This is a genomic window from Curtobacterium sp. AC268 (assembly GCF_979258745.1).
Genome location: NZ_OZ409878.1, coordinates 487,181 through 500,448 on the forward strand (window position 1 = coordinate 487,181; position 13,268 = coordinate 500,448).

Consider the following 13,268-nt stretch of genomic DNA (forward strand, 5'->3'; position numbering starts at 1 on the left):
GCGTGCCGCGTAGCGTGCAGGGCATGCAGGTCCTCGTCACCGGCGCCACCGGGTACATCGGTGGTCGTCTCGTCCCTCGTCTCCTCGAAGCCGGCCACTCCGTCCGGGTGTTCGTGCGCAACCCCCGGAAGCTCCAGGACGTCCCGTGGAGCAGTGAGGTCGACGTCGCGGAGGGCGACCTCCAGGACGCCGAGGCGGTGCGCGCCGCCGTCGACGGGATCGAGGCGGTCTACTACCTGGCCCACGCGATGGGGGCCGACGGCGACTTCGAGTCGGCCGAGCGCGAGGCCGCCGAGACCATGGCACGCGAGGCGAAGGCGGCCGGCGTCAGCCGGTTCGTCTACCTGGGCGGGCTGCACCCGGACGGCGAGCTGTCGAAGCACCTCCGCAGCCGCAAGGAGGTCGGGGAGATCCTCCTCGGCTCGGGTGTGCCCACGGTGGCGTACCAGGCCGGGGTCGTGATCGGCTCGGGCAGCACCTCGTTCGAGATGATCCGGCACCTGACCGACGTCCTGCCGTGGATGCCCGCGCCGCGCTGGGTCCGCAACCACATCCAGCCGATCGCGGTCCGCGACGTCCTGTACTACCTGGTGGCCGCGCTCGACGTCCCCGCCGACGTCAACCGGACCTTCGACATCGGTGGCCCCGACGTCCTGCGGTACGGCCAGATGCTGAACGGCTACGCGGTCGAGGCGAAGCTGCCCCAGCGCCCGATCACGGTCCTGCCGGTGCTCACCCCGCGCCTCGCCGCACACTGGTTCAACGCCGTCACCCCGATCCCGCGCAAGCTCGCGACGCCGATCATCGAGTCGCTGCAGTTCGAGTGCGTGCAGCGCGAGCACGACATCGACGACGTCGTGCCGCAGCCCGAGGGCGGGCTCACCTCGTACCGTCGGGCCGTCCGCCTCGCGCTGAACAAGATGCGCAGCGGCCAGGTCCAGACGAGCTGGCGCAGTGCGACGCTCTCGAGCGCCTCGGCCGACCCGATGCCGAACGACCCCGACTGGGCCGGGCACACGGTCTACGTCGACGACCGGAAGCGGCACTCCAGTGCCTCCGCCGAGGACGTCTGGCGCGTCGTCGAGTCGATCGGCGGCGACAACGGCTGGTACTCGTTCCCGCTCGCCTGGGTCGCCCGCGGCTGGATGGACAAGATCGCCGGCGGCGTCGGCCTGAACCGCGGGCGTCGTGACCAGCAGCGCCTGGAGCAGGGCGACGCACTCGACTGGTGGCGCGTCGAACGGCTGGAGCGCGGCCGGTACCTGCGGCTCCGCGCCGAGTTCAAGTCGCCCGGCCGTGCGTGGCTCGAGATGACCGTCACACCGAACCCCGACGGCGGCAGTGACTACCACCAGCGGGCGATCTACTTCCCGCAGGGACTCGCCGGCCGGCTGTACTGGTACGGCATCCTGCCGTTCCACGGCATCATCTTCCCCGGTATGGTCGAGCGCATCACCGCCGCCGCCGAGCGGGAGTCCGACCACACCGGGTCCACGCAGCGCAACCGGACGCAGCAGACCGAGACCCCCGAGCCGGCGCACGAGGAGGCAGCATGACCGACGACCGCAGCCCCGTCCTCTTCCTGGGGGACAGCATCACCGAACAGGGTGACTGGGACACGTGGCTCCCCGACGAGCACACGCTGAACCAGGGCATCGGTGGCGACACGACCGACGGCGTGCTGACGCGCCTCGACGCCGTCGTCGCCGAACAGCCCGAGGTGATCGTGCTGCTCATCGGGACGAACGACTTCGGCAACCACCGCGCGAGCGCCGAGCACGTGGTCCGCAACGTCGAGACCATCCTCGTCACGCTCCGCCGCGAGCTGCCGGGCGTGCGCCTGCTGCTCGTGTCGATCCTGCCCCGGCAGGCCGAGTACGCCACGAAGATCGAACAAGCCAACCGGCACCTCCGCCAGTTCGTCGCGACCTGCCACGCGCAGTACCTCGACGCGTGGCCCGCCCTGGCCGAGGGCGACCACCTGGACGCCCGCTTCACCGAGGACGGCCTGCACCTGACCGAAGACGGCTACCGCGCGCTGGTCGGTGAGCTGGTGCCGGCGCTCGAGCGCGTCCGCGACCTGCCGCCGATGTCGCGGTCGATCCAGGCGATCGACCTCGACGGTTCCTCGGACTGATGGCCGCACGCAAGGGGCGGCCCCCGGTGGGGTCGTCCCAGCACGGCGTGCCCGCGGGGTCGCCACGACCCGCACCGGCCGCACCGGCCAACAGCGTCCGTGCCACGCCGCCCTTCACCCGCCCCGCACTGGCACCGTCGATGATCGCAGCGATCGTGCTGCTCGCCTGCGTCGCCATCGTCGACTCGTCGGGCTTCGTCTTCGCCCGGTGGGGCGTCACGGTGCTCGCGCTGATCGTGCTCGTCTTCAGCGTGCGCGGGAAGGTCTGGTGGGCCGCCCTGCTCATGGCTGCGGTCGCCGTCTGCTGGAACCCGCTCGTCGCGGTGCCGATCCCCGGAGAGGTGTGGGCGGCCCTGCAGCTGGTCGCCGCCGCGCTCTTCATCGTGGTGGGCATCGTCGTCAAGGTGCCCCGCGAGTCGGACGGACGGTAGGATCGGCAGGTCGGGTACAGGACCCGACCGCACGACCCGAAGGGCATGGATGAACGACGAGACCGAGCCGGTGACCGAGAGTCCTCTGCTGAACCCTCGACCGTCCTCCGGCGGTCTCGACCGATCCGACGTCGTCGTCCGCAAGGGGCGACTGACCCTGATCAACGGACACCTCACGCCGCAGCAGTCGATGATCGAGGACCTGCTGTTCCTCGACGACGCGCTCACCGCGGCTGACGTCGACCACCTGCTCATCCGCGGCAACGACCAGCGCCCGGTGATCGCCCTCGACGAGCGGGACCGCCAGCGAGCCGAGAGCGCAGTGATGTCCGCGGCCGTCAACGAGCCCTTCTACGCGAAGCCCCCGGGCAAGCCGGCCGTCCTCGTGCAGGACGACGGGCTCGGATCCGTCGAAGAACCGGTGCTCCGCGTGTTCCGCCCGCGGCTCGAACCCCTCGGACGCCTGCGCTACGGCGCCGAGACGAGCGTCCAGCTCGAGTTCTGGCGCGTCACCGACACCGAGGTCCTCGCCCCCGTCGAGAACGCCCTGATGCGTCGCAGCCTGCCGATCGACGAGTTCGTCCTGGTCGACATCGAACGCTACGGCCGCACCTGGCGCACCGTGGAGCACATGTTCGACGACCACGTCTCGGACATCCGGTTCCCGATCGACATCGTCTTCTCGTGGGTCGACGGCAACGCCATCGAGTACCAGCGCGCTCGCCAGGCCGCACAGTCGAACGCCGTCCTGGGCGAGGGCGACGACGCCCCGGCCCGGTTCCGCCAGATCGACGAGCTGAAGTACGCGCTCCGCTCGGTGCACACCTTCGCGCCGTGGATCCGCCAGATCTACATCGCGACGGACTCCCCGGCGCCGCACTGGCTCGCCGAGCACCCGAAGGTCCGGATCGTCCGCAGCGAGGAGTTCTTCGCCGACCCGTCCGTGCTGCCGACCCACAACTCGCAGGCCGTCGAGTCGCAGCTGCACCACATCCCCGGCATCAGCGAGCACTTCATCTACTCGAACGACGACATGTTCTTCGGGCGCCTCGTCGACCCCTCGGCGTTCTACAGCCCCGGATCGGTCACGAAGTTCATCCTCGCGTCGACCCGGATCGGGCTCGGCTCCAACAACCCGGCACGCAGCGGTTTCGAGAACTCCGCCCGGGTCAACCGCAAGCTGCTGCAGCAGCGCTTCGGTGCGGTGACGACCCGGCACCTCGAGCACGCGCCGACGCCCCTGCGCGCCTCGATCATGACCGAGATGGAGCACGAGTTCGCCGACGAGTTCGCGGCCACTGCGGCGTCTCGCTTCCGCGCCGCCGACAACATCTCGGTGACGAACTCGCTGTACCACTACTACTCGCTGCTCACCGGTCGGGCGATCATCCAGGAGAACGCGGCCGTCGGGTACATCGACACGACCATGGTCTCTGGACTCAAGGCCCTCGACGAGCTGCTGAAGAAGCGGAACGTGGACTTCTTCTGCCTCAACGACGGCAGCTTCCCGGAGGTCAGCGACGAGGAGCGCACGCAGCGCGTGACGGACTTCCTCGAGCGTTACTTCCCGTTCCCCGCGCCGTGGGAGCGTCCCAGCGCATAGGACGCGCCAGCGGCCTGCTGGGAGCGTCCCAGCGCTTGGGACGCGCCAGCGGCCTGCTGGGGCGCTCCGGGCGAGCCTGCGAGCCCGGCGCCGGAGCCCAGCCGCCGGGTTCGGACGCGGCACCGACCTCCATCGGTCACGACTCCCCGCCACCCACACGCCGAGCGGTCACAGCCCGTCGGCTGCGCCGCCCGCAAACGACGGAACACGACCACGCGACGCAGCACCGGCGGTGTGTCGCGACCACTCCGCGGGCCGGGAGGCGCGGGTCGGGCCCGCCACGGGCCTCCCGGCTGTCGGGCCGACCGTCGGGACGTACACGACGCCGCTCGGTCACGACACCCCGTTGGCTGCCCGCCGAGCGGTCACGAACTGTTGATTGCCGAGCCTCCGGCGGACGGAACGTGACCACTCGCCGCGGAGTGACGGGGAGTCGTGACCGCACACGCCCGCCATTGGTGAGCAGAAGCGGTCGGGTCCGCATGTCGGACCCGACCTCTTTGCACGCGAAGTGCGCGGCGCTACCGGTGGACGGGGGAGACGGGCACCGAGTCGAGCGTGAACACCGGGATGCTCGAGGTGACCGGTGCCGGCTCGACGGCCGCGGGGATCGTCACGCCGTGTGCGGCGAGCTTCGCCTCGGTCTCGAGCGCGGAGACGGGCTGCCCGACGGTGGCGTAGTGCCCGATCGGCACCACCGAGTGGACGACGTTGTGACCGTAGACGTGCACGAGGTTGAACGACTGCGCACCGTCACGGCCGCGGGTGCCGCCCTGGTACTCGGTGAGGTCCTGGGTGTAGCAGGTGGCGCTGGCGACGGACACCGGGATGCCGGCGAACACGGCATTGGTCGAGTAGTGCAGGTGACCGGCGATGATGGCGAGGACGTCGCTGCCCTCGACGACCTCGGCCAGGGCCTGCTGGTCGCGCAGCTCGACGAGGACGGTGAGGTCCTGGACGCTCGGCACGGGCGGGTGGTGCATCGCCAGGATGGTGCCGTGCGGAGCCGCCTCGGAGAGAACCTCGGCGAGCCAGTCGAGCTGCTCGGGGGAGACCTCGCCGTGGTGGTGCCCTGGCACGCTGGTGTCGAGGGTGATCACGCGGAGACCGTTGACGTCGTAGACGAAGTCGACCGGGCGATCGGTGGGCTGCAGGCCGAAGAGCTCCTGGCGGAAGGCGCCGCGCTCGTCGTGGTTGCCCATGGCCCAGATGACCTGCGCGCCGATGCGCTGCGCGGCCGGCTCGAGGATCTCGCGGACACGGGCGTACGCGCCCGGCTCGCCCTTGTCGGCCACGTCGCCGGTGACGACGATCGCTTCGGGACGGGTGCCCGAGGCTTCGATGTCAGCGACGATCTGCGTGAGCCGAGCGGCGGAGTCGACATCGCCGTACAGATCGCGGTCCCCGGAGACGAGGTGCGTGTCGCTGAGGTGGAGGAGGAAGTGGTTCGGCCTGGGGTGTTCGGCCGTCCGGCTGTCCATCGGGGTCTCATTCCGTTGGCGGATGCGTGGTGCAACACGTTGCCACACCGTCCTGGACGAGTCCAGCACGCGGGAGTGAACCAGCCGTGAACTGGGGGCGGCGTGTTGCCCTTCACACGAAGAAGCCCCCGCCACTTCGTGACGGGGGTTGCTTCGTGCTACCGATCAGTGATCGCCGGGGCCGACCTGGGGAGCCTGGTGGCCACCCTCGAGGTTCGGGCCGTGGTGCGCAGCGTGCGCTGCCTCGAGCTCTGCCTTCGAGACCGGCTCGATGCGGTCCTCGAAGAAGAAGCGGGAGACGCCGGCGCGGACCTTCTGCAGACCCGTGATCTTGCCCTTGGCGTTCGGGCGGATCATCAGCGGCTTGTACTCGTTGAACTGCAGGAGCTTCCACCGCTCGTACTCGTCGAGCTGCTCGTGCACCTCGATGTACTCGCCGTGGGGGAGCCGGACGATGCGGCCCGACTCGTAGCCGTGCAGGACGATCTCACGGTCCTTCTTCTGGAGGGCGAGGCAGACACGCTTCGTGATCCAGAAGGCGATGAACGGACCGAGGACCGTCGTCGCCTGGATCACGTGGATCACGTGTTCGATCGACACCAGGAAGTGCGTCGCGATGATGTCCGACGAAGCCGCCGCCCAGAGGCTGGCGTAGAGCGTGATGCCAGCAGCACCGAACGCCGTGCGCGTCGGGGCGTTGCGCGGGCGGTCGAGGATGTGGTGCTCACGCTTGTCGCCCGTGACCCACGCCTCGATGAAGGGGTAGAGCAGGATCGCCAGGATGAGCAGCACCAGGACCGCGATCGGCGCCAGGATGTTGAACGACACCGTGTAGCCGAACCACACGACCTCCCAGTGCGGCGGGACCAGTCGGAGCGCGCCGTCGGCGAAGCCGATGTACCAGTCGGGCTGGGTACCGGCGGACACCGGGGAGGGGTCGTACGGGCCGTAGTTCCAGATCGGGTTGATCGTGAACAGCGACGCGATGAGGGCCAGGATGCCCGCGACGATGAAGAAGAACCCGCCGGCCTTCGCGGCGAACGCCGGGAGGATCGGGACACCGACGACATTCTCGTTGGTCTTGCCCGGACCGGCGAACTGCGTGTGCTTGTTGATCACGACGAGCACGAGGTGGACACCGAGCACCGCGACGAGGATCGCCGGCAGCAGCAGGATGTGCAGCGTGTACAGACGGCCGACGATGTCGGTCCCCGGGAACTCGCCGCCGAAGAGCAGGTAGGCGATCCACACGCCGATGACCGGGACACCCTCGATCATGCCGACGATGATCCGCAGACCGTTTCCGGAGAGCAGGTCGTCGGGGAGCGAGTAACCGGTGAACCCCTCGGCCATGGCGAGGACCCAGAGCAGGAAGCCGAAGACCCAGTTGAGCTCACGCGGCTTGCGGAAGGCGCCGGTGAAGAACACGCGGGCCATGTGCAGCATGATCGACGCCACGAACAGCAGGGCCGCCCAGTGGTGGACCTGACGGACGAAGAGCCCGCCGCGGATGTCGAACGAGATGTCGAGCGTGGACTGCAGGGCCGTCGACATCGCAACGCCCTTGAGCGGGACGTACGAGCCGTTGTAGACGACCTCGGTCATGGACGCCTGGAAGAAGAACGTCAGGAAGGTCCCGGAGAGCAGCACGACGACGAAGCTGTACAGCGCCACCTCGCCGAGCATGAAGCTCCAGTGGTCCGGGAAGATCTTCCGGCCGACTTCCTTGACGAGGCCCGAGATGCTGGTGCGCTCGTCGATGTAGTTGGCGACCCCGCCGATGATGCGGGATCCGCGCTCCGGCGCCGGCTTGTTCGTCGACGTGTTCGGTGCGGTGGTGGTGGTGCTGGTCATCAGCGTTCACGCTCCCAGAAGGACGGTCCGACCGGCTCGTGGAAGTCGCTCTGGGCAACCAGGTAGCCGTCGTCGTCGATCGCGATCGGAAGTTGGGGGAGGGGGCGTGCTGCCGGACCGAAGATGACCTCGCAGTTGTTCGAGACATCGAAGGTGGACTGGTGGCACGGGCACAGCAGGTGGTGCGTCTGCTGTTCGTAGAGCGCGACGGGGCAACCGACGTGGGTGCAGATCTTGGAGTACGCGACGATGCCGTCGTAGCCCCAGTTCTCGTGGCCCTTGGACGGGTTGAGGTCCTTCGGGTCCAGACGCATCAGGAGGACGGAGGCCTTCGCCTTCTCCTCCAGCATGTGCTCGGACTCGAGCATGCCCTCGGGGATGACGTGGAACACCGAACCGATGGTGACGTCGGAGGCCTTGATCGGCAGACCCGTCGGGTCCTTCGTCAGGCGCAGGCCCTGCTTCCAGAAGGTGTGACGGAGCAGCTCGTTGGGGTCCTCGGCCGGAGCGAGGTCACGGACCAGGACGATGCCGGGGAGCGGGAACGCAGCCAGGGCACCGATCATCGAGTTGCGGATCAGCTTGCGACGGCTGAAGCCCGACTCCTTGTCGGCGAGCTGGAACGCCTCGACCGCCTTGGCGCGGGTCGCGTCGGTGCCGCGGGTGCCGTGACGGAGCTCGGTGATCTCGCGGTCGACGACGAGCGACTTCGACCAGTAGACGGCGCCGAGGCCGAGGGCGAGGAGCGCGAGGGCGATCGACAAGCCCAGGAAGAGGTTCGCGGTGCGGACCGTCCCGAAGTCGCTCGGGTCGATCGGGAAGGCGACGTAGGCCGCGATCGACAGGACGCTGCCGACGATCGACAGGTAGAAGTAGGCGGCGACCTGGCGCTCGGCCAGACGCTGCTTCTTCGGGTCGACGTCGGTGCGACGCGCGCGGTGCGGCGGCTCGCCCGGGTTCTCGAACGGGTCGACGGGGAGGACCGCGATCCCGGGGGAGGTGGTCGTGCCGTGCTTCTCGACAGCCGAGGACGAGTTCAGCGTCTCGTCGTCGTGCTCTGCCATGGTGTTCCCTTCAGTGTCGTTCGACACGGACGATCAGTTGGACTTCGCGGTCAGCCAGACGGTCATCGCGACGACCGCGCCGAGTCCGAAGATCCAGATGAACAGACCCTCGGCGACCGGCCCCAGGGAGCCGAGTGCGAAGCCACCGGGGGACTTGTTGTCCTGCACGTACTTGAGGTACGTGATGATGTCGGCCTTCTGCTCCGGCGTCAGGTTCAGGTCGTTGAAGACCGGCATGTTCTGCGGGCCGGTGAGCATGGCCTCGTAGATGTGCTTACCGGAGACCGTCTCGAGGCTCGGGGCGTACTTGCCCTCGGTCAGTGCACCACCGGCGCCGGCCACGTTGTGGCACATGGCGCAGTTGATGCGGAACAGCTCGGCACCTTCGGCAGCGTCGCCGTCCTCACCGTTGGTGAGCTCGGTGGACGGGACCGACGGGCCGGGGCCGAGGGAAGCGACGTACTGCGCGAGTGCGTCGACCTGCTCGTCCGTGAACTGCGCGGGCTTCTCTTCGGCCTGCGGGCCCTGGGCTGCCATCGGCATGCGGCCGGTGCCGACCTGGAAGTCGACCGACGCGGCGCCGACACCGATGAGGGACGGACCCTCGCTCGTGCCCTGCGCGGAGAGACCGTGGCAGGTGGCGCAGTTCGAGGCGAAGAGCTTCTCGCCCTCGTTCACCTGCGACTGGCTCGAGGCGGCGACGGTGTTCGTGCTGTCGTCGGCGTTCGCCGTGGAGCTGAACAGTGCGTACGCGCCACCGGTGGTCATGAGACCCACGACGATGAGCGACACGGTCGCCATCGGTGAACGGCGGCCCTTCTTGGACTTGGTTCTGTTGAACATGTGCTGGGGGGTGTCCAGTTCCTACTTGAGAAGGTAGATGACGGCGAAGAGGAAGATCCACACGACGTCGACGAAGTGCCAGTAGTACGACACGACGATGGCGGTGGTCGCTTCCTTGTGGCCGAAGTTCTTGGCGGCGAAGCCGCGGCCGAGCGTCAGCAGGAAGGCGATGAGGCCACCGGTCACGTGGAGCCCGTGGAACCCGGTGGTCATGTAGAACGCCGAGCCGTAGGCGCTGGAGGAGAGCGTCACGCCCTCGTGCCAGAGGTTGGCGTACTCGAAGATCTGGCCGCAGACGAAGATCGCACCCATCGCGTAGGTGACGAAGAACCACTCCGTCATGCCCCAGTGGCGCGGGTTCCAGCTCGTCCGGTGCACCTGGAAGCGCTCCGCAGCGAACACGGCGAACTGGCAGGCGAAGCTGGACAGCACCAGGATGATCGTGTTCACGGAGGCGAAGGGCACCTCGAGCTTCGCGGTCTCGGTCGCCCAGAGCTCAGGGGACGTGCTGCGGAGCGTGAAGTAGATCGCGAACAGGCCGGCGAAGAACATGACCTCGCTGCCCAGCCACACGATCGTCCCCACGGCCACGGCGTTCGGCCTGTTGAGGGCCGGACCGCTGGCTGATCTGGAGAGAGAGGTGCTAGTCACGTCCTCCATTATGGCCGAAACCCCCGACAGTGTTTTCGCAGGAGACTGGCGGGTCTCTCGAATTCACTACGATCGAGCCATGCCTGACGCACTTTCTTGGCCAGCGGTGATCAGCGCGCTCATGGCGCGCGAGGACCTGACGATCAGGCAATCCACATGGGCCATGGAGGAGATCGTGCACGGGCGCGCCACCCAGGCACAGATCGCCGCCTTCGCCGTGACGCTCCGCGCGAAGGGCGAGACCGTCGACGAGGTCGTCGGGTTCCGCGACGCGATCCTGGACGCCGCGGTTCCGCTCGACGTCGATCCGATGGCGCTCGACATCGTGGGGACCGGCGGTGACGTGGTCGGCACCGTGAACATCTCGACCATGGCGGCCATCGTGATCGCGGCCGCCGGCGTCCCCGTCGTCAAGCACGGCAACAAGGCCAGCTCGTCGAAGTCCGGGTCCAGCGACGTGCTCGCCGCCCTCGGGCTCGATCTCACGATGGACGCCGCGCGTGTCGCGGACACCTTCCGGCGTGTCGGGCTGACCTTCGCCTTCGCCAACGCGTTCCACCCCGGTTTCGCCCACGCAGGCCCGGTCCGGCGCGAGATCGGCGTGCCGACGGTGTTCAACTTCCTCGGCCCGCTCGTCAACCCCGCGCGGTGCGAGGCCAACGCCGTGGGAGTCGCCCAGCTCGACCTCGTCCCGATCATCACGGGCGTGTTCCAGACGCGCGGCGCGACGGCCCTCGTGTTCCGCGGCGACGACGGACTCGACGAGCTGACCACCACCGGGCACAGTCACATCTGGGAGGTCACCGGCGGCCGCGTGACCGAACACGACCTCGACCCGCGGGACCTCGGCATCGCCCGGGCACGCACGGACGACCTGCTCGGCGGCGACCCCGAGTACAACGCGGGCGTCGTCCACCGGGTGCTCGCGGGGGAGACCGGACCCGTCCGCGACATCGTCCTGCTGAACGCCGCGGCCGGCCTCGTCTCGTTCCGCCTGGCGCAGGACCCGAACGAGTCCGACCGGCCGATCCTGCAGCGCTTCCGCGAGCAGCTGGTCATCGCCGCCGAGGCGATCGACTCCGGCGCCGGTGCGCGCAAACTGGCTGATTGGGTCGGCGCAGCTCCCGCCGCGTAGTCCACGCCGTCCCGCGCACGGTGCGCGGTGCGCTGTGCGTCAGCCGGTGCGAGCCTGGCTGCTCGGTACTGCGCCACGAGCGCGCACCAGGCAGCCACCGCTGCACCCGCCGAACAAGACCGCGCCGTGCTGTGCCGGGAACCACCTGCTGGCCGGGAGGCCCGTGGCGGGCCCGCCCCGCGCCTCCAGTCCGCACCGTGCGCGGTCCGCGATCCCGTGTCGCGTCCGCGCAAGCCGCACCGTGCGCTGTGCGTCACCCGGTGCGAGCCTGGCTGCTCGGTGCTGCGCCACGAGCGCGCACCAGGCAGCCACCGCTGCACCCGCCGAACAAACTCGCACCGTGCCGTGCCGTGCCGGCAACCACCCGGCCGGCCGGCCGACGACCCGACCGACCGGACGACCGCGACCGCGACCGACCGGACGACCGCGACCGCGACCGCGACCGACGTGCAGGAGACGCAACGCACAGAAGGCCCGGTGCCGGTTCCAGGAACCGGCACCGGGCCTCCCGTCGGTGCGTTCAGTGCACGCGGTCAGCGTGCGCGTGCTTGGTTACTGCACGTCCTCGTCGACCCAGTCGAAGGTCTTCGTGACGGCCTTCTTCCACAGGCGGAGCGTGCGCTCGCGCTCGGCGGCGTCGAGCTGGGGCTCCCAGCGCTTGTCCTCCTGCCAGTTGGCACGGAGCTCGTCGAGGTTGGCCCAGAAGCCGACCGCGAGACCGGCGGCGTAGGCCGCACCGAGCGCCGTCGTCTCCGCGACGACCGGCCGGACGACCGGCACGTTGAGCATGTCGGCCTGGAACTGCATGAGCTCGCTGTTCGCGGTCATGCCACCGTCGACCTTGAGCTCGGTCAGGTCCACGCCGGAGTCGGCGTTGACCGCGTCGAGGACCTCGCGGGTCTGCAGGGCCGTCGCCTCGAGAGCGGCACGCGCGATGTGCCCCTTGTTGACGAAGCGGGTGAGGCCGACGATCGCACCGCGGGCGTCCGGACGCCAGTACGGCGCGAAGAGCCCGGAGAACGCCGGCACGAAGTACACGCCACCGTTGTCCTCGACGGTCTTGGCCAGGGCCTCGACCTCCGGGGCACTGCCGATCAGGCCGAGGTTGTCGCGGAGCCACTGGATGAGCGAGCCCGTGACGGCGATCGAACCCTCGAGGGCGTAGTGCGTCTCCTGGTCGCCGAGCTTGTAGCCGACGGTGGTGAGCAGGCCGTTCTCGGAGCGGACGATCTCGGTACCGGTGTTGAAGATCAGGAAGTTGCCGGTGCCGTAGGTGTTCTTCGACTCGCCCTGGTCGAACGCGGCCTGACCGAAGGTCGCGGCCTGCTGGTCGCCGAGGATGCCGGCGATCGGGACCTCGCGCAGCAGGCTCGAGGACTCGACGTGGCCGTAGACCTCGGAGGAGCTGACGATCTCGGGGAGCATCGACTTCGGGACGCCGAAGTCGGCGAGGATGTCGTCGCGCCACTGCAGCGTCTCGAGGTCCATGAACAGCGTGCGGGACGCGTTCGTGACGTCGGTCTTGTGGACGCCGCCGTCGACGCCACCGGTCAGGTTCCAGAGGACCCAGGTGTCGGTGGTGCCGAAGAGCAGGTCGCCCGCCTCGGCCTTCTCACGAGCACCCTCGACGTTCTCGAGGATCCACATGATCTTGGTCCCGGCGAAGTACGTCGCGAGCGGCAGGCCGACGATGGCCTTGTACTTGTCGGTGTCGCCGTCGGCGAGCTTGTCGACGAGCGCCTGCGTGCGGGTGTCCTGCCAGACGATCGCGTTGTAGATCGGCTTGCCGGTGGTCTTGTCCCAGACGACGGCGGTCTCGCGCTGGTTGGTGATGCCGACGGCTGCGACGTCGTGGCGCGTGATGTCGGCACGCGACAGTGCCTGACCGATCACCTCGCGGGTGTTGTCCCAGATCTCGGCGGGGTCGTGCTCGACCCACCCGGCGCGCGGGAAGATCTGCTCGTGTTCCTTCTGCCCGGTCGAGATGATCGAACCGGAGTGGTCGAACACGATTGCTCGGGTCGAGGTCGTGCCCTGGTCGATGGCGACGATGTAGTCGGCCATTGGTG

At 68.9% G+C, this 13,268-nt stretch carries 11 protein-coding genes; 5 read left to right on the top strand and 6 right to left on the bottom strand.

Features of this window, described 5'->3' with window-relative positions; translation table 11 throughout:
- Positions 1-23: 23 nt before the first annotated feature.
- From ACZZ9K_RS02360 to ACZZ9K_RS02375, 4 genes are read left to right on the top strand one after another with little or no spacing between them, the layout of a single operon-like run.
- Entirely contained in the window at positions 24-1,556 is a 1,533-nt protein-coding gene (locus tag ACZZ9K_RS02360; RefSeq protein WP_035808300.1) for an SDR family oxidoreductase, read from the top strand.
- Positions 1,553-2,137: a GDSL-type esterase/lipase family protein gene (locus ACZZ9K_RS02365; RefSeq protein WP_463443253.1), complete on the top strand. Its 585-nt coding sequence runs from the start codon at positions 1,553-1,555 to the stop codon at positions 2,135-2,137. The genes ACZZ9K_RS02360 and ACZZ9K_RS02365 overlap by 4 nt, the downstream gene beginning before the upstream one ends.
- Positions 2,137-2,568, top strand: coding sequence for a DUF6804 family protein (locus ACZZ9K_RS02370; RefSeq protein WP_463443254.1), 432 nt, complete (start codon positions 2,137-2,139; stop codon positions 2,566-2,568). The genes ACZZ9K_RS02365 and ACZZ9K_RS02370 overlap by 1 nt, the downstream gene beginning before the upstream one ends.
- Positions 2,569-2,617: 49 nt before the next feature.
- Positions 2,618-4,171 (top strand): stealth conserved region 3 domain-containing protein, encoded by a 1,554-nt coding sequence (locus ACZZ9K_RS02375; RefSeq protein WP_138803345.1) that lies wholly within the window; start codon positions 2,618-2,620, stop codon positions 4,169-4,171.
- A 521-nt stretch (positions 4,172-4,692) separates the two neighbouring features.
- Here the strand turns inward: ACZZ9K_RS02375 and ACZZ9K_RS02380 are convergent.
- The 5 genes from ACZZ9K_RS02380 to ctaE form a co-directional block, all read right to left on the bottom strand.
- Positions 4,693-5,652, bottom strand: a complete 960-nt coding sequence (locus ACZZ9K_RS02380; RefSeq protein WP_463443255.1) for a phosphodiesterase — start codon at positions 5,650-5,652, stop codon at positions 4,693-4,695.
- Between the two features lie 165 nt (positions 5,653-5,817).
- Positions 5,818-7,506 carry a cytochrome bc1 complex cytochrome b subunit gene (gene qcrB / locus ACZZ9K_RS02385; protein ID WP_071403835.1) on the bottom strand — a complete coding sequence of 563 codons (1,689 nt, stop codon included), beginning with the start codon at positions 7,504-7,506 and terminating at the stop codon, positions 5,818-5,820.
- Positions 7,506-8,570: a cytochrome bc1 complex Rieske iron-sulfur subunit gene (gene qcrA, locus ACZZ9K_RS02390; RefSeq protein WP_463443256.1), complete on the bottom strand. Its 1,065-nt coding sequence runs from the start codon at positions 8,568-8,570 to the stop codon at positions 7,506-7,508. The genes qcrB and qcrA overlap by 1 nt, the downstream gene beginning before the upstream one ends.
- A gap of 33 nt (positions 8,571-8,603) precedes the next feature.
- Positions 8,604-9,413, bottom strand: a complete 810-nt coding sequence (gene qcrC, locus ACZZ9K_RS02395) for a cytochrome bc1 complex diheme cytochrome c subunit (protein ID WP_027465616.1) — start codon at positions 9,411-9,413, stop codon at positions 8,604-8,606.
- 21 nt (positions 9,414-9,434) lie between these two features.
- Complete coding sequence (gene ctaE / locus ACZZ9K_RS02400; RefSeq protein ID WP_027465617.1) at positions 9,435-10,073, bottom strand: aa3-type cytochrome oxidase subunit III; 639 nt, start codon at positions 10,071-10,073, stop codon at positions 9,435-9,437.
- 70 nt (positions 10,074-10,143) lie between these two features.
- On the opposite strand from ctaE, the gene trpD reads away from it, so the two are divergent.
- Positions 10,144-11,199, top strand: coding sequence for an anthranilate phosphoribosyltransferase (gene trpD, locus ACZZ9K_RS02405; protein ID WP_463443257.1), 1,056 nt, complete (start codon positions 10,144-10,146; stop codon positions 11,197-11,199).
- A 552-nt stretch (positions 11,200-11,751) separates the two neighbouring features.
- Here the strand turns inward: trpD and glpK are convergent.
- Positions 11,752-13,263: a glycerol kinase GlpK gene (glpK, locus tag ACZZ9K_RS02410; RefSeq protein ID WP_017887334.1), complete on the bottom strand. Its 1,512-nt coding sequence runs from the start codon at positions 13,261-13,263 to the stop codon at positions 11,752-11,754.
- Positions 13,264-13,268: the final 5 nt, after the last annotated feature.

Bases quoted from the DNA above. Each gene is read 5' to 3' on its own strand.
- ACZZ9K_RS02360 (WP_035808300.1), top strand. From the start codon at position 24: ATGCAGGTCCTCGTCACCGGCGCCACCGGGTACATCGGTGGTCGTCTC.
- ACZZ9K_RS02365 (WP_463443253.1), top strand. From the start codon at position 1,553: ATGACCGACGACCGCAGCCCCGTCCTCTTCCTGGGGGACAGCATCACC.
- ACZZ9K_RS02370 (WP_463443254.1), top strand. From the start codon at position 2,137: ATGGCCGCACGCAAGGGGCGGCCCCCGGTGGGGTCGTCCCAGCACGGC.
- ACZZ9K_RS02375 (WP_138803345.1), top strand. From the start codon at position 2,618: ATGAACGACGAGACCGAGCCGGTGACCGAGAGTCCTCTGCTGAACCCT.
- ACZZ9K_RS02380 (WP_463443255.1), bottom strand. From the start codon at position 5,652: ATGGACAGCCGGACGGCCGAACACCCCAGGCCGAACCACTTCCTCCTC.
- qcrB (WP_071403835.1), bottom strand. From the start codon at position 7,506: ATGACCAGCACCACCACCACCGCACCGAACACGTCGACGAACAAGCCG.
- qcrA (WP_463443256.1), bottom strand. From the start codon at position 8,570: ATGGCAGAGCACGACGACGAGACGCTGAACTCGTCCTCGGCTGTCGAG.
- qcrC (WP_027465616.1), bottom strand. From the start codon at position 9,413: ATGTTCAACAGAACCAAGTCCAAGAAGGGCCGCCGTTCACCGATGGCG.
- ctaE (WP_027465617.1), bottom strand. From the start codon at position 10,073: ATGGAGGACGTGACTAGCACCTCTCTCTCCAGATCAGCCAGCGGTCCG.
- trpD (WP_463443257.1), top strand. From the start codon at position 10,144: ATGCCTGACGCACTTTCTTGGCCAGCGGTGATCAGCGCGCTCATGGCG.
- glpK (WP_017887334.1), bottom strand. From the start codon at position 13,263: ATGGCCGACTACATCGTCGCCATCGACCAGGGCACGACCTCGACCCGA.